Genomic DNA, 19,664 nt, shown 5'->3' on the forward strand with positions numbered 1-19,664 from the left:
ATGGACTTCAGCCTTGCTCCATTTATCGCCCTGGCGCTGATTTTCGTATTAATGGCGCTTGGTGTGCCGGTTTTTGCCGCTCTGGCCTTATCAGGGGCGGCGGGGATCATCATGGTCGAAGACTTGTCGTTTTTGATGGCCCGGCTTCAATCGATATCCTACTCAACGACTGCTGTTTACGCTTTAACGATTATTCCGCTGTTCATTCTTATGGGCAGTTTTGCGCAACAAGCTGGAGTGGGAAAGAAACTGTTTGACGTCGCCCGCCAATGGGTTGGTCACCTGCCGGGCGGTCTGGCCATGGCATCAGTTTTGACCAGTGCAGGCTTTGCCGCGACATCGGGATCCAGCGTAGCGACGGCGGCGACTGTTGGCTCGGTCGCTATTCCGGAAATGAAAAAAGCCGGATATGAGGGCAGTCTATCGGCCGGTGCAGTGGCCGCTGGCGGAGTTCTCGGAGTTCTTATTCCGCCCAGCGTTCTGCTGATTTTTTATGCAGCGCTGACGGAAACTTCAGCGGGCCAAATGCTGGTTGCGGGATTCCTACCTGGCCTGCTGACAGCGGTCATGTTCATGATCGGAATCTATTTCATTGCTCGAAATACTGCGTCGGGCAAAGCAGTGACACAACGTGTGGCATTGGGAGCTGCTATATACGAAACCCGAAAAGCATGGCAGGTGGCTGTACTGTTTTTGGTTGTTATGGGCGGGATTTATATTGGCTTTGTCACCCCGACTGAAGCAGGCGCGCTGGGGGCTTTTGTTGCGTTCATCATGTTGTTGGCGCGCAGGGCCTGCTGGCCTGGCATGACGGGTAGAGTCATCGATAGTTTCCGCTCAACCATCAACACGACCGTGATGATCCTGTTCACGATGCTTGGAGCGGCTATTTTTAGCTATTTTTTGACTCTGATCCAAGTGCCCAACCAACTGGCCGAGTTGGTAGTGCAATCTGGTCTGCCGCCCTATCTGATCGTTGCAGCGCTACTGCTGGTTCTAGTGCCGATGGGTATGTTCCTAGATGCGTTCTCAATGCTGGTGATCACCATCCCGATCATGTTTCCCACCGTGCAGACGCTGGGGTTCGATCCAATTTGGTTCGGCATCTTAGTTGTTAAAATGTGCGAGATCGGTCTGATAACACCACCGGTGGGACTGAATGTCTATGTCATCGCCGGGATCGATCGTGAAACGCCGTTGCATGAGATATTCAAGGGAGCGTCCTGGTTTGTTTTGATGGAGTTTATTACGATCGCGATTCTCTTTATATTTCCTGCAATATCTACATGGTTACCCCAGATAATGTCTTCTTAACACGAACAAAAAAGGAAATCCTATGCTTTCCCTTGAGAAAGGCACTGCTGTAATTACCGGAGGTGGATCCGGGATAGGACGCGCCACAGCAATAATGTTAGCTGCAATGGGTGCGCCGGTGGCTGTGGCCGATATCGACGTTGAAGCCATTGAGGAAACGGTTGCTGAAATACGTAAATCCGGCGGCGAGGCTTTGGCCGTGCCAATCGATGTGCAGGATAAAGTATCCATAGATACCGCTTTCTCTAAGGTCGAAGCTTGGCGTGGTCCCGTTACAATTCTGGTCAACAGTGCCGGTATTTTACAAATTGACACATTCGTAGATTTTAATATTGAAAGCTGGAACCGAGTGCTTTCGGTCAATGTTACTGGGAGTTTCCTGTGTGGCCAGCGAGCTGCGCCAGGCATGAAAACTGCAGGCTATGGTCGGATCATAAACCTATCCTCGATTAGTGGATTTCGGGCCGGGGTAGGCCGCACAGCTTATGGCACTTCTAAGGCCGCGATAGCCGGTTTGACCCGGCAAATGGCTTTGGAGCTAGGCCGGGATGGGATTACTGTTAACTCAATCGCTCCTGGCGCCACATTTACTGCAATGACCGATGATATATATACGGATGAAACGTTGGCCTCGTTGCTGCCGATGATCCCTGCCGGATTTCTCGCCGATCCCGAAGATATTGCGATCGCTATCGTCTTTTTGGCTTCTTGTCAGGCGCGTTACGTCAATGGCCATACCTTACCAGTCGATGGTGGTTATCTGGCTTCGGGGATGCAACAAACCGGTTCGCTGTCGGTCTGACTATAGTTTAGACAGATGTTTGGATAGACCAATTCATCAAGGCGGTGAGGAGTTGGTTCGACAATTTCTTTTGGATTCAACGTCAGGATCTAACTCACTATCGGAAGTAGATCATCTGAGCTTTATTTTGGTAGCGGCCAGAGAGAGCCACCTGCGAATAAGCAGGCCGCAAAGGTAGATGCAAGAACAGAAGCGGGCGGGTTATCGTAAAGGCGATTTCTCACTCTCCGATACCATTTCTATGCTGTTTAACCTAGGGATCCGTAAGGCGCTCAAAGGTAACATTCGCTCCGGGCTAATCGAGATAAAAAACTCTCTCTATAAGCGAGGGTGCCTAAACGAGGTTCGTAAGTATTGTCCGAGTTTGACTCTTGATGACCTGCAGCCTCATCCAGCCGTCGTTCGATCGCAGGTAATTTCGAAAGATGGGGAGTTGATTGATGATTTTCTATTTGTTAACACCAAGCGCACTTTTAACGTATGTAACGCACCTTCCCCGGTCGCGACGTCAGCAATTCCAATTGGTCAGCATATTGTACAAGAGGTTTTGGCCCGTGTTCGGAGTTGAAGGGGAATGGGTTATTCCCCTTGGCTTCAACGTAGATTAGCCGGGAAGCTAATGGAAAATAGGTCTGTCCGGTTTTCATTATTTCATTCACTGGAATCTAGAGCCGATAAAACCACGTCATGATTGCTTTGCAGGCATCGTGGCGCGGGTTTCGCGATACCAGACGTAGAGCCCGCTGGCGACGACGACACCAGCACCGCTGATCGTCCACAGGCTCGGGACATCCCCAAACACCAGGAAGCCCCAGGCGATGGCAGCCACTACCTGCGCGTAGGTGAATGGTGCCAGCATAGAGGCCTCGGCCATGTGGAAGGCCTTTACCAGCATGAAGTGTCCGCCTGCGCCTGCTGCGCCCATCGCGATCATCAGGCCCCACTGAAACTCTGTTAGTGCTTGCCAATTGAAGATCACTATGCCGCTCAGGATCAGCGCGCCAAGCGCGGTCGAATAGAAAGTCGTCGCTGCGGGATCGTCCTGGTTGCGGATGATGCGAGTCATCATCATGTAGACTGCGAGCAGAACCGCCGTCGCTAACGGAAGTAATGCATTCCAACCGAGCACGCCTGACCCCGGTCGGGCCACCAGCAACACGCCGACAAAACCGAAAGCAACCGCCATCCAGCGGCGCGGCCCGACATGCTCTCCGAGCAGAAACCCGGACAGGACCGTGACTAGTACCGGTGCCAGAAACTGAATTGCCGCTGCATCGCCCAAAGGCATGCGGGTAATTGCTTCATACATAAAGAAGGTGGCACCGAACAGGGCAAAAGCGCGAATGAACTGCAGCCCGGGTCGCCGTGCGCGCAAAAACTGTAACGATCGGGTTTTCAGGCTGTAGGCGCTAAAGGTAATGACGGTGTGAAAGAAATATCGCCCCCACAGTACCATGATAATGGGGACTTCCAGCGCGAGGAATTTAGCCAACGCATCCATGCCAGCGAGGACAGCGCCGGTGGCGATGATGAGCGTAACGGCAACCGCCGGAAAACTGTTATGGTCGTTGAAATCTGACATATGGAGCGCCTGAGAGCAGAGGAACGGGAGGCTCGAATTGTCCCTCACCGAAACGCGAAGTCATAACGTAGCAGTTCAATGATTCCGGACACCAACGTAGATGGTAATATTGCCGTCATAAGCAAGGTGTCTGATGACCAGAAAACGACCGTTTGTTAGGTGGAAGTGAAGGAGGCAACCGCTGCTAAAGCGATTTGGCCTTTATTGAAACGATAGTGATCTTATCATTTCGTTTTCGATTTTAAGATGAATTCAGTGTGATTCGTTGTTTTACTGAGTCTCGGCCAATCGTTGGATTAACCGGTGTTGTCTGTCGATTTCGGGCAGTAGCAACAAACCGGCATCGGAGGTGATGTGGCCTCCGGAGAAATCGGCTTCAATCTGGCGACGGGAGAGTGCCGAGAAGGTCAGTTTTTGAGGTACCATTTCGGATGCGGCTACTGGTGTTTGGTGGATTGGTTAGGTTATTGAAACCATCGCACTTTTAGCCGCTTCTTTTTATCCCCTCATGAGAAATCCGGGCTAAGGGCACGAACGTCACGAAAGACAGCCAACGCGAGTCGAACCGAGCCGTAGATGAGATAAACAACTGCCCCAGAAAACGGCTGAGGTATCTAACACCGGCAGAGATCTTTTAGGCCTAAATTCAAGTAATAAGTGAAGCGCCACCTGTTTCCCTGAATTCAGATAATGACTGCAGCACTTTGGCGTAACCGAGTAGAGGAATGACAGTCGTTGCCGGTACCCCTCATTCGCTTTACCAATGGGCAAATGGGTAGGAGTCGGAGTCCTCCCCACCCTAGTCCGGCGTCATTGCGCCATACTGGAGTGTAGTGATCAACTAATCCCGGGCAGTATTTTAAGGTTTTCCCAGCTGTGGCCGGAGCAGTGCCGCCGTTGAATGCATGAGTTCGTTGGCGGTTTTACTGGTTAAGGTGGCTCCGCTATAAAAAGTAATTTTCCTGCAAGCTGAACGTTGATCGTGGGTCTGGAGTAGGCGTCCGTACATCCAGTGCCCAAATAACGTATGTACTGAGAACTTTGCCTCTGCTTTTGTTGCATACTAGGGACCGGTTTCCAAACGGGGATAAGACAGCTTTAGTTGATCAAGGCATCCCTCCGGCGCAAACGACTGCGTCTGCAGTGTGCGCGGGAGGGAGTCTTTATTGGGATGAGTTAATGCACCGTCTCGTCATTCGGCAAAAGTTCCGCTGGTTCATCCAGTAATTTATACATGGTGAGAACAAACTCGACTGGCTTAGACATTGGAAGATGATCGTCAGCATCCGGCGATGCCCTCCAGAACCGCCCATTTTGCCACTTCATGGATGAGCTGTTCTTGATGCGCTGTAACCTCAGCATGTTTCTTCTCAGCTTGGGCCAGGGCCTCATCAAGCCACTCGATTCTTACCCAAGCTGAGTCGATCATGGAGCATAATGACATGATTTCTTTGAGTTTATCGTTTTGGTTCATCGTTTACCTCGGTTAGTTGTTGGATAACACCAACAGAATAACGAGTATTTTGTAGGAGAAAGTTCGTCTAATTGAGCAAAAAGCGATTTGCGCGCATTTGTCCAAAAAAAGTGCGTTCTGATGCACTCTCAGGGGCGTTCTGGCGAGCCCGAGATAGCCCGATAGCCGCTTACGGTGTTTCCCGATTATTGGCAAAACCTTCCACCCTTGAATTCAGAGCAGGTCTTTGAGCCTTGCCCCTTTGTCTTTTAGCTGAGAGGTCGCGTCATCGGACCCGTCTAATGTTGCAAGTTCATTTGAGCTTTTTCTCAAAGGTTTGAAGATCCTCTTCCCTTCAGCAAGTAGTGCCCAAAGTGAATGAGAAAGGCAAAACCCCAGCCACGCTTCTGGGGCTGGCAAAAGGGCCGGTGGAGCTGGAAAAGATCATCTACCTAGATAAATACATTAAAGCAAAATCATAAAAAAAGGCCGGTGAAAATTCACCGACCCTTTCCGCTGCCCGACAGAACCAAGCCAGATCCACTTTAGCTGAACGGCTTGGGCGCGCGGGGCTTTAAAGTTCTTTGAGTTCCGGTGTCTTAGGAGTTGGTGGAAACTCAGCTTTTTTGGAAGAGCTGGGCTTCGCGGTCCTTGAAAGCTTTAAATCCTAAAGCGTTTCCCGAAGGGTCGTAAAAAACATGGTTGCTTGCTCCCCCGGCTCACCTTTAAAACGTATGTAAGGCTCAATCTCGAAAGTCACCCCGTGCTCACGCAGTTTTATAGACAGATTGTTCCATGCGTCCATTTCCAGAACGACCCCGAAGTGCGGAACGGGCACTCCGTGGCCGTCTACAGGGTTTGTATGACTACTTGCGGATTTCTCTTTTAATGCAGGGTTGAGATGACAAACAAACTGATGACCGTACATGTCGAAGTCGACCCAGCTGTCGGATGAGCGGCCTTCAGGACAGCCTAGAAAATCACCATAGAATTGGCGAGCTTCGTCTATATCTCGAACTTGTATCGCGAGATGAAATGGATCTTTCACGGCCATAGCGCGTGTCCATTTGTGATATGTATGAAACTAACAATTGAGTGGAGGCATACTAAGCGTTTTAGATAAAGCCTTACAAGGCAGCTTCTTCTTCGGGCCTACTCATATACCTAATTTTGTTCCTGATCCCGTTACCGATACGTTACCGAAACAGCTTAAAGCACTGATTTCACCTTCCTCATCACTGTCCGCCAGGCTTAGTTATTACAGGCCATCTCGGGCGGCCTATTGGCGGTATATGACGTTGGAATTGAAGCTATGAGGAAAAAGCATCACGCAAAGCCGCTGCGCGCCAATCTATACGTTGATTTGGTCATCAAGGAAGGGGTGACGTTGCCGGAGGCCGACAAACAGCGGCAGGAATGGATTGTAGGTTAGGACGTTTGCCGCGCCAGTCTGTATAACCGAAGCAATATCTGGCGCTACGCGCTTAAGTGCCTTGCATGGAACCGCAGGTGATCCTCGATGAAGCTGGCAATGAAGTAATAGCTGTGGTCATAGCCTACGCGGCGGTTCAACTCTAAAGGAAAGCCGCTCACCTTTGCCGCAGCCTCCAGCGTTTCCGGCTTTAATTGCTCCTCAAGAAAATTATCAGCGTCGCCCTGATCCACAAGCGCCGGAACAAATTCTGCGGCGCGGCGCATCAGCAGGCTTGCATCGTAATTCTCCCATGTGGCGGTGTCTTTACCCAGATAAGCGGTAAAAGCTTTCTGACCCCAAGGGCAGTTCACCGGGTTGCCAATCGGGCTGAAGGCCGAGACGGACTTGAAGCGGTCGGGATTATGCAGCGCCAGGACGAGCGCACCGTGACCACCCATCGAATGGCCAGAGATAGACCGCTTGTTGCTAACCGGAAAGGCGTCTTCAATCAGCTGCGGAAGCTCGTTCAGCACGTAATCATACATGCGATAGTGGCGGTTCCAGGGCGCCTGAGTGGCGTTAACGTAAAATCCTGCACCCTGACCCAGGTCATACCCGTCATCATCCGCTACATCCGCGCCACGCGGACTGGTATCGGGGGCGACAATGGCAACGCCAAGTTCAGCGGCCATGCGCTGGGCACCGGCCTTTTGTATGAAGTTCTCATCGGTGCAGGTGAGTCCGGACAGCCAATAAAGCACCGGCACTTTCTGTCCATTTTCGGTCTGCGGCGGCAAGTAGATTGCAAACCGCATGTCGCAGTTCAGCGTGGTTGAATGATGGGTATAGTGCTTGGTCCAACCACCAAAGCTTTTGTTAACGCTGGAGATTTCAAGTGACATACTGCACTTCTCATTAAGATGAGACGGTCGCGCCCAGTGGGGCGAGACCGTCGTAGTGATTTACTTGTCGAAGTGAATCACGGTGCGAATACTCTTGCCCTCGTGCATCAGCTCAAACGCCTTATTGATGTCTTCAAGGCCCATCGTGTGGGTAATGAAATCATTCAGTTTGAACTCGCCTTGCAGGTAGCGCTCGACGTATTCCGGCAGTTCGGAGCGGCCCTTGACGCCACCGAAAGCCGACCCGCGCCAGACTCGGCCGGTCACTAGCTGGAACGGCCGGGTCGATATTTCCTGGCCGGCTCCAGCGACGCCAATGACCACGGATTCACCCCAGCCTTTGTGGCAGCACTCCAGCGCAGAGCGCATGACATTCACGTTGCCAATGCACTCGAACGAGTAATCCACGCCGCCGTCGGTGAGTTCAACAATCACATCCTGAATCGGCCTGTTGTGGTCTTTGGGATTGATGAAGTCCGTCGCGCCCAATTTACGAGCCAGATCAAATTTGCTTTCGTTGATATCTATTACGATGATTCGACTGGCCTTGGCCATCGTCGCTCCGATCACCGCCGAAAGGCCGATGCCACCCATGCCGAAGATCGCGACGGTCGCACCTTCCTCAACTTTGGCGGTGTTCATCACTGCGCCCATACCGGTTGTGACGCCGCAGCCGAGCAGACAAACCTCTTCCAATGGCGCGTCCGGATTGACCTTGGCCAGCGAGATCTCTGGCAACACGGTGTATTCCGAGAAGGTTGAGCAGCCCATGTAGTGGTAAATCGGCTGGCCGTCTTTATAGAACCGGCTAGTGCCGTCGGGCATCAGGCCCCGGCCCTGAGTTTCACGGATCTTCTGGCACAGATTGGTTTTGCCGGATTTGCAAAATTTACACTCGCCACATTCAGGTGTGTAGAGCGGAATGACATGGTCGCCCACCTGAACACTGGTTACGCCTTCGCCAATGGATTCAACAATGCCGCCGCCTTCATGGCCGAGCACAACGGGAAAGATGCCTTCTGGGTCATCGCCAGACAGAGTAAAGGCGTCGGTATGGCAAACGCCGGAGGCGATGATACGGACGCGCACTTCGCCTTTCTGCGGTGGCATCACGTCAATCTCTTCAATCGAGAGCGGCTGGTTAACGGCCCAGGCGACGGCAGCCTTGGATTTGATCATTTCAGTCATGTAGGGCTTGCCTTGCTTTTGATGGATGAATTTTTTGTTCGTACAGTGATTGTTGTTGAGAATTTACACTATTTCCGCGTCGGGATAATCGCCCCATTCAGCAATTCATTTTTACCAGCCAACAACAATATAGAATCGGCAAGCGCTACGGGAGCAAGAAGGGGGCTGTTCGGCTGTTCTTCGATCTTGCCACACTCGCAGGCGAACCTTGGGCGACAACGGTGCCGCCTGCATCGCCAGCGCCGGGGCCGATGTCGATGATCCAGTCACTGCCCCTGGCAACCAGCATATTGTGTGCGACCATGATGACGGTGTTACCTGCGTCGACCAATCCATTCAACTGTGTCGTCAACATCGTCACGTCAGCCGGGTGGAGGCCTGTGGTGGGTTCATCCAGCACATAAAGTGTGTCACTTCGCTGCGCGCGTTGCAGTTCGGTCGCGAGCTTTATTCGTTGCGCTTCGCCGCCCGAAAGTTCGGTTGCGGGTTGGCCCAATCGCAGATAGCCAAGACCGACTTGCCGCAAAGCTTCAAGAGCACGCACAACCGGCGGTTCATCAACAAAAAATCCGTGGGCCATGTCGACGGTAAAATCGAGCACTTCGGCAATATTCTTGTCGCGATAGGTCACCTCCAACGTCTTGGCGTTATAACGCTGGCCCCGACATACCGGGCAGGGGGTGTAAACACTAGGCAGGAACAGTAACTCGACGCTGACAAATCCGGCACCTTCGCAGTTCGGGCAACGTCCTTTTGCAACATTGAATGAAAAGCGGCCGGCATCGTAGCGGCGCGTCTTCGCTTTGCGCGTCGACGCGAACAACTTACGAACGTGATCAAACAAACCGGTGTACGTGGCAAGATTAGATCGCGGGGTGCGACCAATCGCTTTTTGGTCAACGGTGACCAAGCGCCGAATGTGCTCCATGCCATAAGCAACTCGCCCGGCGGTGTGCGTTTCCAGTTCTTGTTCCAGCAGGTCGATTTCACCATTGGCGGTTTCAGTGGTTTTCTTTTGCCCCAACGATTCGCCAACCAGTTCGACGAGGGCCTGACTGACAAGGCTCGATTTGCCCGAGCCCGACACACCAGTAACCGTTGTCAAAACGCCTAAAGGAAACTCAACGTCCAGACCTTGGAGGTTGTTTCGCTTGACCCCCTCCAGCTTCAACCAGCGTGTCGTTTGCCGCGGCGTGTGCTCCATAACGATGTCCGGTGAGAACAGATATCGCCCGGTATGGGATTCACTAACCTCGCGCAGACCGTCTATCGGGCCATTGTAGACAACTTCGCCGCCGTGCACTCCCGCGTCTGGCCCAATGTCCACAATCCAGTCGGCGTGCCGAATAACGCTGTCATCATGCTCGACAACAAACAATGAGTTGCCAGCACGTTTGAGCTCATCCAGCGCACCCAGCAGTGCCAATGTGTCAGACGGGTGCAACCCTGCCGACGGCTCGTCAAGAACATAGACCACACCAAACAACTGCGACCGAATTTGCGTTGCAAGCCGCAGACGTTGCAGTTCGCCCGGCGACAAGGTTGGTGTGCTGCGTTCCAGCGATAGGTAACCCAAACCAAGAGTTGTAAGCGCTTCGACACGGGCCAAAATGTCGCGGGCGATTCGCTGTGCCACGATCACCTTTTCCGGGTGCAAGTCTTGCGCTACGGGTTTTGCGATGGAAGCATCGCGTAGCCGCTGGGCGAGTTCGCTCAACGTGAGTTGCGACAACTCACCAATATCCAGCCCTGCAAATTTCACCGACAGCGACTTGTGTTTCAATTTTTTGCCGTTGCAGTCCGGACACACGGAAATCTGCATGAACTGAGAGACGCGTTTCTTAGTACGATGGCTTTGCGTTGTCGCAAACGAATGCAATATATAGCGTCGCGCACTGGTAAATGTCCCGGTGTAACTGGACGGCAGGTCTTGCTCTTTCGCCATGCGCGTTTCATCGGGACTGAACCCTGCATAAACCGGCACAACGGGTGTCTCATCAGTAAACAGAACCCAGTCTCGGGTTTTTTGTGGCAGGTCTTTCCACGGCTTATCGATGTCGTAGCCGAGTGAAACAAGTATGTCGCGCAGGTTCTGACCTTGCCACGCTGGTGGCCACGCTGCGATAGCGCGATTTCGAATGGTTTTCGTGTCATCAGGAACGAGCAACTTTTCAGTCACTTCAAACACCCGCCCGATGCCATGGCACCGAGGGCAGGCACCTTCCGGTGTATTTGGCGAAAACGAGTCGGCATACAATATTTGCTGGCCACGGGGATACTGCCCGGCCCGCGAATACAGCATGCGAAGGCCGTTGGAAATCGTCGTAACGCTACCGACCGATGAACGGGCCGACGGCGCTCCTCGCTGTTGTTGAAGCGCGACTGCGGGCGGAAGTCCGTCAATGGCATCAACGTCTGGTTCGTCAACCTGGTCAATCAGCCGGCGCGCGTAGGGCGACACAGAATCAAGATAACGGCGTTGGGATTCCGCAAACAATGTTCCAAACGCAAGCGAAGACTTTCCAGATCCGGAGATGCCAGTAAAAACAACGAGCGCGTTGCGAGGCAAATCGACATCGATGTTCTTGAGATTGTGGACGCGCGCACCCCGCACCTGAATGCAATGGTCAGGATCGCATGGGACGCTCTTCGATTTATTTTGCGCCATTGGTCAGGTCTCCTTTGGCGATAGCAAAAATACGATTGAACTATATCTGTTTAGTACTATTTACAGCCAGTCAATGCGCAAGAGCAGAATGGCCGGATAATTCTTCGTCAAGATAATCGATCAGCATGCGTACTTTGGGTAACAGATGCCTGTTATGAGGGTAAATCGCCCAAACTCCTTCGTCGGGTGCGCAATACTTCTCCAGCAACGGCATCAATTGCCCGCTACGGATATAGCTCAACGCGTAATCCCCAGGAAGTTGCACAATGCCAAGCCCTTTTAACGCGGCATCCACCAGGGCGCGGCCGGAGTTGCAGCGCAGATTGCCACTAATATTTATATTGCGCGTTTTACCTTCGTCCTGAAAGTGCCAATGGTCAGCTGATCCCTGCAAACAATTATGATGGTTCAGGTCTGATAATTTATGAGGCTCACCGAATTCGGCAAGGTACGCTGGAGCGGCACACACATAGAGTGTTCGCGAGGCCAGGCGTTTAGCCATCATCGTAGAATCCTCCAGTTGACCCTGGCGAATGCCAAGATCATAGCCCTCGTCAATCAGATCCATTTTGCGGTTGCTCAACTGCAGCTCTAATTTCAGCTCAGGGTAACGGGCGAGGAAATTATTTATCAGCGGCGCAATGGTAATTTCACCATAGGTGACCGGCGCGGTGATCCTGAGTCTGCCCGTCGGTTTGGTTTGCAGGTCACTAATCGCATGCTCTGCATTTTCCAAACCATCCAGTAACTGTCGGCAGCGCTGATAGTAGATTGTCCCGGCCTCAGTTACGGAAACTTTGCGGGTGGTGCGGTGTAACAGTTTGGTAGCCAGGCGCGATTCCAGCGCACTGACTTGCCGGCTTACGTGGGCCGTTGAAATACTTAATTTTTTTGCTGCGGCCGTAAAACTTTCTGTCTCAGCAACGGTAACGAACTCTGCAACCCCTTCCCAGTTATACAAAATGCTCACTCCTGAAAATTACTTTGCTCAGTAACGACCCTTGCCGGTCCAGCCTATCTGCAAAAAACCTTAACAGGTAGCAATTCGTGCCACTCGCTTTCAGCCGGCCTCTAAACAACCATTATTTTAAATCTCACTGTTACCTGTGTGCAAAAGTAATTTTATGACTGGTGGGATTATCATTTATTTATACAAGCCTACAATCTCCTCATCGAATCAAACAGCGGCTAAACAACTGCGAGTCGATATCTTATTGATTTATCATTTGTCGGAGAATTATTAATGAGCATTTTTACCCATGTAACTGTTGGCACCAACGATCTGTAAAAGGCCCGCACTTTTTATGACAACGTTTTAGCGACGAAGGCGCTCCGGACACCCGCGGCTGGGCACCTAATGCCTACGCTGCTTATGCCCGTGACCCAGACGGTAACAAGCTCACCACCACCTACTGCTTCAAGCCAGCTTAAACCTTAGTTATCAGGATGAGGCTTGTAGATTCTGGCCTCGTCCTGGCTGAGCAAGTAGATTCGTTTCAATCATCAAATTTAGAGCAAGAAATTAAATATGAAAAAAGTAATTATCGCTGCAACCCTCACCGCTGTTTTTAGCACTATGGAAAATGCCCATTCCGGTTTAGCAGATCGTATTAATGAAGAACGGAGCTATCCCAACAAAACGATCGAGAAAGCAAGCCCGATTGAAGCTGTAAAAAAACCGTTGTTCAAGCATCCTGAATACTAAATAAATTTAGAGTGCCACGTTATGTTTAGTTGAACATCACTGGGCGCTTTAAATGAAAAAAAATGTCCGTTCTGATCGAGTATCTATTGCACCGAAATAGATACATCGCTCTTTTCTGCTTCTTCGCCCGAAAGAACGGCTATGCCGTGTTCTTTAAAGCCGGCATGGCCCTGCTGGGCAGTGTGATTGGAAAAATCTTCCTGATCGATATGGCAGGCTTGGAAAGCTTGTGGCGAGTTGCGGCCTTTTATGGGGCTGTGCCTGGCGCTGATGGAACTGGTCTGGGTGTATCAGAAAGTGCGGTCTTTCCCGACAAGGACTGCCTTGTCCCGGCCCTAGAGGACATACCCCACCCGACCGTGATGTCGATTGAAGCGTTGCGTATACACCCATTTAAGCTGGCGCACACGTTATCGAAGACTGATAGAAAGGCACGGACAAAACACAAGACCCCGTCGCTCCGGTGATTTAGCACAGACGCGGGTGGCGGAAGTCTCGGTCAGCCAAATTGCTCGGCGCTATGATGGCAACGGGAGAACGAAATTTTGGTAACCCGTTGCCCAAAGCTTGTGGCCTACGATCCTTCAGGCCAGACAAAATCGGGCCTCAGCCCTTCAAACACCGGTCGACCATCCTCAGGTTTGGCAACTCCGGCTGCAGGATCGAAAAACGCGTGATAGCTCGCCGCAGGGAAAGCAGCGTCAAAGCCCATCAAATTGGGCACGATCGCTCTTATCCGGTTTTGTTTGTCGTTCAGCATGATAGGCGTCCCGCATTCCCCACAGGTGCACAATTCCAGTGGACCATCGGGATTGTTCGCATTGAACGGCTGCCGGTTCAGCCCAGCTTCATTGTCTACCGCCACATCTTCGTGGTTGAAAAATACAACATGGGTCATGGGTTGCCCGGTTACACTCTTGCACACAGAACAATGACAGGTGTGATTGTCAATCGGGTCCTGTTCGGAATGGGTATGAATGTGATCACAACCACCTGAATATTTATGAGTCATTTTTCTCTCCCTTCCATCGAAAAAGTGTTGAAAAAACTGGTAATCATATCTCAGTCCGTGCCAAGCAGAACTCCTTAGTTCAGGGTAGTGCATACCTTAATAAAAATCGAGGTGCTCTAAGCAGAGCAGCCGCCGGTCGACTAAGCGCGAAGCCTGAATCGCGTCTTCCTGTCCATGGAGCTGTCCAGGTTTCCCCGCGTTGGCTTTTTTGACCAAGGCATCGATTTCGTTCAGATGCTGCTCTTTCAACTCGGCTTGAAGGAAAACACTTATGATCGTCCAGTCATTGTTTAACGAGTGGGGCCCATCTTCTAACAAAACAGTTGATTGGTCTTAAACAAAAGCTTAATTTGTGTTTATAGTTTCATTGTTAATTAGGGTATTTTATTATGATTATAAAATATATTGCCATTGCAGCATTAACATTAGTAGCTTTCAACCTGCACGCTTCAACTTTACCCAAACAAAGCTATCTGCCTCTAGATTTGGCGCAGAAAGCCGTCAATACTGCGCTTAAGCAATCGGTGATTTGCAACCCAGTTGTCCAAATAGCTGCGTTTAAGCAGCCTGTTTATTGCGCTCAATTTCCTGCAATTTTCCAGGGTTGAGCGATACGGCTCCGGCGACTGTCCAGTTTCGAATGTCACCAGACCAACGCCTGGAGTTCAGGCTCTTTGCTCGTTCATAAACTGCTTCACGTTTGGCTAACAACTCTGCATCAACACCTTGGTGTCGTTGTGCGGGCGTCACGAAGTTGATGCCGCTGTGCAGGTGCTCTTCGTTATAGGCCTGTCGAACAACAGCATCCATTCACGCACCGCTATCAGTGATCTAAAGCCTTTGGCGGGCCACTTCGGGCAGTACTTCAACGTTTTGAACAACGACTCTGAGTACGGGTTATCGTTGCTCACTCTGGGTCGGCTGTGAGACATCAACATACCCAATTCTGCCAGCCGCGCTTTCAGTGTGTAGGACGTCATCGGCGCGCCATTATCGGAGTGCAGCACCGGTGGGTTTTGCCAACATCTCTCGCGCAACAGAGCTCGATCTATGAGCTTTTTGGCAAGCTCGCCGGACTCTGCTTCGTGGATTTCCCACGCCACGATTTTGCGGCTGTAGATGTCCATGATCAGGTACAGATACCCGTGCTGACCGCGCACCTCTGAAGGACAATAACTGATGTCCCAGCTCCACACCTGGTTCGGGCCAGTGGCCGTAAAGCTGGTGGGCTCAGGGACTTTGCGCGGCGGTTTCATACGGCCCCGATGATTCAATTGCGGGTGCTTTTTGAGCACTCGGTAGAACGAGGACTCAGACGCCAGGTAAAGTCCTTTGTCAGCCAGTCGAGGCACGATCTGGGACGGTAGCAAGCTCTGATACTCCCGTTCATTGCAGGTATCCAGAATGGCCGCTTCTTCAGCGTGAGTGAGCTGGTGTGGCTGCACAACGCGCTCCGCTTGCGGGCGCTGGTCCTCTGCCACAGTGCCGTTAGCGCGTCGCCAGCGTTTCAACGTGCGCTGGCTCAGCTCCATCAAATCGGCCGCCTTGTAGCGGGCCGCGCCACTGGCAACAGCTTCGTCATAGTCGTTTAAAAGCCTTGTACGTTCGGTCAGCGGTGTCAGTTGTCCTCGCTGTCCGGGTCCTCGCCGTACAAGGCTTCGAGCTTTTTTGACAGCACCAACAAAGAAGTTGTTTCCGCCAGAACCCGGTCTTTACGGCGAACTTCCGCCTTCAGCTTTTTGATGGTTTTACGGGCGTCTCGCTGCTGTTTCTGAGCGGCTTTCTCTTGCCCTTCTTGCAGACCCGTACCGTGTAGGCAGGCCTCTTTCCAGCGCTGCACCTGCTCAGGATACAGGCCTTTCTGGCGGCAATACGCACCCAGTTCCGCTTCGGACATAGACGCCGTTTCGATCACGACGGCCAACTTGGCTTCAGGAGACCCATCGTCTCCTGCATTACGATAACCCGGCACAGGCACTCCTTGTTGTCGACACTGTTTTAACCAACTATACAGAGTCACATCCGATATGCCTTCCTCTGCCGCCACCTGCACCACACTGCGGTTCTGCGGAGGTAATAACTTCTTCAACACGGCCGCTTTACGTTCCTCGGAATAACGTGGCATGACTGCTCTCATACCGCCCAATCTGACATGAATTTAGGCAAAATCGCCAACTGGACAACTAGGCTGGCAGAGGGGGGCCACTATGGCCTGACATATTCGGCGCCAGAGTTGATGCCGGGCTGGGCTGCCTTGGAAGAGCTGACAATGGGTGCGCTATCGCACTTGTATGCAGGCCTGGCAAAGGACGCAGACAGAAAAGCGATTGCGAGACGCATGGATCTCCCTTGCCATTGCTGCAGTCGTGGCTCCACACATTGATGATAGTCCGCAATATTTGTGCTCATCACGCCAGGCTCTGGAACCGTGAGCTCGGGATCAAGCCGGAATTACCCAAAAAGGCTTCGTTTCTATGGCCTGAATCTCTGACTCGCCCTAGGGATAATGTTCGGGTGTTCGGGTTTATGTCGTGATGTGTATGCTCAATCACTTGATGTGCAAGGTCAGTCCAGATACGAACTGGCATCAACGAGTGAAAGGGGTGTTTGATGAGTTTCCTTCCGTGTCAGAAGAGGCTATGGGGTTTCCGGCTAGTTGGCGGAGCGACGTTTTTTGGAGTTGAGTGCTGGCAACCGAATTCCTGGAACTGATGAATATTGAAGTCAGCGAACTCGCCGAAGCTATGGGGGGGTGCGCAGAAATACTCTTAGCAGGATCGTGCATGACAAGAGGGCATTGCCTACTCCCATGGCGGCCAAGCTCGCAGCGGCTCAAGATTTGCTCCGCTCTACAGCAATCTGGTTTGCCCGGAAGAGCCAAACTGATACCCCATTGCCTTGTAGCCTTTCTCGCGTTTTCGGAACATTCGCTCTAGCATTGGCAGGCCAGCATCCAAGTAGTCATACACGGTAACCTCCTGCTTGCCATCGGCTTCGCGGTGTATCCTGCCGGCATATTGCGCCAGCGTTCCTTTCCAGGCGATTGGCAGAGCTAAAAACAGAGTGTCTAGCCGAGGCAAGTCAAAACCTTCTCCGATGTATTTCCCTGTTGCAACGATAACTTGAGTTTCATGTAACCGCGCCTCTGCATCCCGGCGCTCTCTGACGCGCATTCCCCCACGCAGCACAACCGACGGTATGGATTCAGCGTCCAGCATTATCGCCAGCGTCTCCGCGTGCTCTCGTCGCTCGGTCAGCAGAAGACAGTTTGCCTGGTTGCGCACACAGTTTGCGACATCCTGAACAATATCCTGATTCCGGGCGGGGCTCTGGGAGAGCCAACGGTAAACCGATGCTATATGGGGCCGCCCACCCGACTGATAAATGTCGGTGGGCGGACTTTCATGACGCTCCCGAATGATGAGGCGTTGGACAAACCTGGAACTGTGGTCCGCCCGAACTTTGTGACGAACGGGTCCCGCAACCATGAACATGATTTTTTGGTGCCCATCCTGACGGTCAGGTGTTGCCGTCAGGCCAACTACGTAACGGGCGCTGACTTCATTAAGAAGCATCTCGTAACGGGGAGCGGAGATGTGGTGGCATTCGTCTATGATGACCTGTCCATAATCTCTGACTAGGCTTGAGACGGTGTTGTCTTTTTTGTTGATCAGGCTCTGGTAGGTGGCAACATCGATCTGACCGGTAGGTTTCTTTTTGCCACCACCAATCACACCCACGGCTGCACCTTCAATGAAGGTTTCCAGGCGCTCCTTCCATTGGTCCAGTAACTGACGATTGTGAGTCAGGATCAATGTGTTGACCCCACGCTTGGCTACAATGGCAACTGCCGTTACGGTTTTCCCAAAAGCGGTCGGGGCGTGGAGTATTCCAGTATCGTGATCGGCAAGCGCCTTCACAGCCTTTTTTTGATCATCACGCAGGGTTGCTTTTAGACTGACGGCGACCAGCGGCTGACCCGAACTCCTGTGGTCATCGACCTCTATCGTTATCCGCTGATCCAGCAACAATGCTTGTAACTCATCAAAACAGCCTCTCGGTACCGATAGATAACCTTGCTCAATCCGGGCACAGGAGATGTAACGAGGAATACCACGAGTAGAGAAGACAGGATTCGAACCTGTGACCACTGCCTTCGGAGGGCGGTAATTTTACACGGTGAGATGAGATGTTAGTCGGCATAAAGTGTGCTTTTCAACAGCTTATGACCACTGTGCTAAAAATATTAAAACCCTTTTAAAACCGATATTTACACGTTTTACGCCACTTGTGGGCACACGATTGTCCGGTTTCTGGTGTCGAACTTTGCCCAATTTGAGTTCTGCCTAAATCGCTACTTCTCGATGAATTTGCCGAAATGCAGGCCTAAGCGACTCTAAAAATTGTCTGGTCTCATGTGTCGCATTTTCGCCAAGGGTCTTGGCCGCTGAAGCAGCAGTTCAGCTTCACCAGATCAACTTGTACTATATATGCGAAGTTGTAAAGTAAAGTAATGAGAACCGGCAAGAAAGGTTACTGGCTTTTTACTCTACATTTGAAGGTGCCTGGCTATTTCCTGCCGTGAGAACCGGCAGGGACACTAAAAACATCTAGTCGCGCGTATACAGCGCCACCGTTACCCGGGCTGCAGTGGTCAACTGAAGTTGGTCACCACTACATAATCAAAACAAAATATCACGGAGTTTCAACTGTGAAGTCAGGAAAAGTGGTCTCTTTCTCTGCGGAGAAGCGGTATGGATTCATCACAGCGAGTGACGATGAAAGTTATTTCTTCCACCAGAGCGATGTCTTTTCAGAACACCTCAAAGACATAAAGCGAGGAACCGCCGTTCAGTTTGATGATGTGCCGTCGCCTAAGGGTATGACCGCCAAGAATATAACGTCGGTGCAAACCTACGATATCTATCTATACACCGGTACTGATATTTTTGTCAGCAAAACGAATGCATGCGGACGTGACAACAAGTCTGTTCTCTCAATTGGGGCCGTCACGGTAGAGCACCAAGATCCCGACGCCGCAGTGACGTTACTGAAACAAAAGGCCGTTGCAGTGGGGTGCAACGCTGTTATCAATCTCCAGCGTGGCAAGCGCACTGGCTCCTCTTGGACAAACTCTAATTACAAATACACCATTCACAAGTTCACGGGTGAGATTGCTCTGGTTAAGGAGATGGCCAGCACAACAGATTGGGATAAAGCAGAAAAGAATCGCGTATCTTTAGAGAATGAGATCGATTCGATTAAGCAAAAGGGGAAGCCAAGGAATAAGTTAGTGTCTGATTCTGGTGGGCTGCTTGGCTTCTGCGTTGCCGTGATCGGCTTCTCAGTAATAGTGACAGTGATGATGATGATGTTTCGCAATTAACCACGAAGGGACAGAAAGGTATCTTCGCGAGCGCCCCAGTGGGTGGTTCTCCCGTCTGTTTTCATTTGTTGCAGATATGCCTTTCTTATCAATTGACCCCCAGGGGTTGTTGGGAGGGATTACCATCCCATCTGTCGGAGCACAAAAGGGGGATAGGCTGCCGTGCTTGAGTAGCGAGAACTGCCACGTAATTTAGCCTCAATGAATGTGCGGTAGCATTATTTTTGTAATATTTTCA

14 protein-coding genes and 6 pseudogenes are annotated in these 19,664 nt (G+C 51.6%); 9 read left to right on the top strand and 11 right to left on the bottom strand.

The window, feature by feature from the left end; all coding sequences use genetic code 11:
* From MIH19_RS02380 to MIH19_RS02390, 3 genes and pseudogenes are all read left to right on the top strand, one after another.
* Positions 1-1,314 carry a TRAP transporter large permease gene (locus tag MIH19_RS02380; protein ID WP_249007397.1) on the top strand — a complete coding sequence of 438 codons (1,314 nt, stop codon included), beginning with the start codon at positions 1-3 and terminating at the stop codon, positions 1,312-1,314.
* 22 nt (positions 1,315-1,336) lie between these two features.
* Positions 1,337-2,116, top strand: a complete 780-nt coding sequence (gene fabG, locus MIH19_RS02385) for a 3-oxoacyl-ACP reductase FabG (protein ID WP_249007398.1) — start codon at positions 1,337-1,339, stop codon at positions 2,114-2,116.
* Between the two features lie 190 nt (positions 2,117-2,306).
* Positions 2,307-2,684, top strand: a pseudogene (locus MIH19_RS02390) (L-2-hydroxyglutarate oxidase); the annotation flags it as partial.
* A gap of 117 nt (positions 2,685-2,801) precedes the next feature.
* On the opposite strand, the gene MIH19_RS02395 reads toward MIH19_RS02390, so the two are convergent.
* The 8 genes and pseudogenes from MIH19_RS02395 to MIH19_RS02430 form a co-directional block, all read right to left on the bottom strand.
* Positions 2,802-3,698 (bottom strand): DMT family transporter, encoded by an 897-nt coding sequence (locus MIH19_RS02395; protein ID WP_249007399.1) that lies wholly within the window; start codon positions 3,696-3,698, stop codon positions 2,802-2,804.
* A 279-nt stretch (positions 3,699-3,977) separates the two neighbouring features.
* Positions 3,978-4,124, bottom strand: a pseudogene (locus MIH19_RS02400) (transposase); the annotation flags it as partial.
* Between the two features lie 853 nt (positions 4,125-4,977).
* The gene (locus tag MIH19_RS02405; RefSeq protein ID WP_249007400.1) at positions 4,978-5,172 is read right to left on the bottom strand and encodes a hypothetical protein; all 195 of its coding nucleotides are present in this window, start codon (positions 5,170-5,172) and stop codon (positions 4,978-4,980) included.
* 596 nt (positions 5,173-5,768) lie between these two features.
* Positions 5,769-6,205: pseudogene (locus tag MIH19_RS02410) on the bottom strand (VOC family protein).
* A 422-nt stretch (positions 6,206-6,627) separates the two neighbouring features.
* Complete coding sequence (gene fghA / locus MIH19_RS02415) at positions 6,628-7,467, bottom strand: S-formylglutathione hydrolase (protein ID WP_249007401.1); 840 nt, start codon at positions 7,465-7,467, stop codon at positions 6,628-6,630.
* Positions 7,468-7,527: 60 nt separating this feature from the next.
* Complete coding sequence (locus tag MIH19_RS02420) at positions 7,528-8,646, bottom strand: S-(hydroxymethyl)glutathione dehydrogenase/class III alcohol dehydrogenase (RefSeq protein WP_249008929.1); 1,119 nt, start codon at positions 8,644-8,646, stop codon at positions 7,528-7,530.
* Positions 8,647-8,800: 154 nt separating this feature from the next.
* On the bottom strand, positions 8,801-11,323 hold the full coding sequence (gene uvrA / locus MIH19_RS02425; RefSeq protein ID WP_249007402.1) for an excinuclease ABC subunit UvrA: 2,523 nt from the start codon (positions 11,321-11,323) through the stop codon (positions 8,801-8,803).
* A gap of 70 nt (positions 11,324-11,393) precedes the next feature.
* Entirely contained in the window at positions 11,394-12,284 is an 891-nt protein-coding gene (locus MIH19_RS02430) for a LysR substrate-binding domain-containing protein (RefSeq protein WP_249007403.1), read from the bottom strand.
* 282 nt (positions 12,285-12,566) lie between these two features.
* Here MIH19_RS02430 and MIH19_RS02435 point away from each other — a divergent pair.
* The 3 genes and pseudogenes from MIH19_RS02435 (at position 12,567) to MIH19_RS02445 (ending at position 13,495) form a co-directional block, all read left to right on the top strand.
* Positions 12,567-12,754: pseudogene (locus tag MIH19_RS02435) on the top strand (hypothetical protein).
* A gap of 97 nt (positions 12,755-12,851) precedes the next feature.
* On the top strand, positions 12,852-13,028 hold the full coding sequence (locus MIH19_RS02440; RefSeq protein WP_249007404.1) for a hypothetical protein: 177 nt from the start codon (positions 12,852-12,854) through the stop codon (positions 13,026-13,028).
* A gap of 62 nt (positions 13,029-13,090) precedes the next feature.
* A complete protein-coding gene (locus MIH19_RS02445; RefSeq protein WP_249007405.1) occupies positions 13,091-13,495 on the top strand; it encodes a DUF2339 domain-containing protein in 405 nt (134 codons plus the stop codon).
* Between the two features lie 107 nt (positions 13,496-13,602).
* Here MIH19_RS02445 and MIH19_RS02450 read toward each other — a convergent pair whose 3' ends face one another.
* Entirely contained in the window at positions 13,603-13,926 is a 324-nt protein-coding gene (locus MIH19_RS02450; RefSeq protein ID WP_249007406.1) for a hypothetical protein, read from the bottom strand.
* Between the two features lie 503 nt (positions 13,927-14,429).
* Between MIH19_RS02450 and MIH19_RS02455 the strand changes: the two genes are divergently transcribed.
* Positions 14,430-14,648 carry a hypothetical protein gene (locus tag MIH19_RS02455; protein WP_249009084.1) on the top strand — a complete coding sequence of 73 codons (219 nt, stop codon included), beginning with the start codon at positions 14,430-14,432 and terminating at the stop codon, positions 14,646-14,648.
* Here MIH19_RS02455 and MIH19_RS02460 read toward each other — a convergent pair.
* Positions 14,599-16,165 (bottom strand): annotated as a pseudogene (locus MIH19_RS02460) (IS3 family transposase). The gene MIH19_RS02455 and the pseudogene MIH19_RS02460 sit on opposite strands and share 50 nt — an antisense overlap.
* A gap of 111 nt (positions 16,166-16,276) precedes the next feature.
* Between MIH19_RS02460 and MIH19_RS02465 the strand changes: the two are divergent.
* Positions 16,277-16,575 (top strand): annotated as a pseudogene (locus MIH19_RS02465) (Abi family protein).
* Between the two features lie 314 nt (positions 16,576-16,889).
* Here MIH19_RS02465 and MIH19_RS02470 read toward each other — a convergent pair.
* A complete protein-coding gene (locus MIH19_RS02470; protein WP_249007407.1) occupies positions 16,890-18,071 on the bottom strand; it encodes a DEAD/DEAH box helicase in 1,182 nt (393 codons plus the stop codon).
* Between the two features lie 680 nt (positions 18,072-18,751).
* Between MIH19_RS02470 and MIH19_RS02475 the strand changes: the two genes are divergently transcribed.
* Entirely contained in the window at positions 18,752-19,426 is a 675-nt protein-coding gene (locus MIH19_RS02475) for a cold shock domain-containing protein (protein ID WP_249007408.1), read from the top strand.
* The last annotated feature ends 238 nt before the right edge of the window (positions 19,427-19,664 follow it).

Source organism: Marinobacter sp. M1C (genome assembly GCF_023314135.1).
In the GTDB taxonomy this organism is placed as follows: Bacteria; Pseudomonadota; Gammaproteobacteria; order Pseudomonadales; family Oleiphilaceae; genus Marinobacter.

Coding starts and splice junctions, on each gene's coding strand:
- MIH19_RS02420 (WP_249008929.1), bottom strand. CDS start 8,646: ATGATCAAATCCAAGGCTGCCGTCGCCTGGGCCGTTAACCAGCCGCTC.
- fabG (WP_249007398.1), top strand. CDS start 1,337: ATGCTTTCCCTTGAGAAAGGCACTGCTGTAATTACCGGAGGTGGATCC.
- fghA (WP_249007401.1), bottom strand. CDS start 7,467: ATGTCACTTGAAATCTCCAGCGTTAACAAAAGCTTTGGTGGTTGGACC.
- MIH19_RS02440 (WP_249007404.1), top strand. CDS start 12,852: ATGAAAAAAGTAATTATCGCTGCAACCCTCACCGCTGTTTTTAGCACT.
- MIH19_RS02380 (WP_249007397.1), top strand. CDS start 1: ATGGACTTCAGCCTTGCTCCATTTATCGCCCTGGCGCTGATTTTCGTA.
- uvrA (WP_249007402.1), bottom strand. CDS start 11,323: ATGGCGCAAAATAAATCGAAGAGCGTCCCATGCGATCCTGACCATTGC.
- MIH19_RS02395 (WP_249007399.1), bottom strand. CDS start 3,698: ATGTCAGATTTCAACGACCATAACAGTTTTCCGGCGGTTGCCGTTACG.
- MIH19_RS02455 (WP_249009084.1), top strand. CDS start 14,430: ATGATTATAAAATATATTGCCATTGCAGCATTAACATTAGTAGCTTTC.
- MIH19_RS02445 (WP_249007405.1), top strand. CDS start 13,091: ATGTCCGTTCTGATCGAGTATCTATTGCACCGAAATAGATACATCGCT.
- MIH19_RS02450 (WP_249007406.1), bottom strand. CDS start 13,926: ATGACCCATGTTGTATTTTTCAACCACGAAGATGTGGCGGTAGACAAT.
- MIH19_RS02405 (WP_249007400.1), bottom strand. CDS start 5,172: ATGAACCAAAACGATAAACTCAAAGAAATCATGTCATTATGCTCCATG.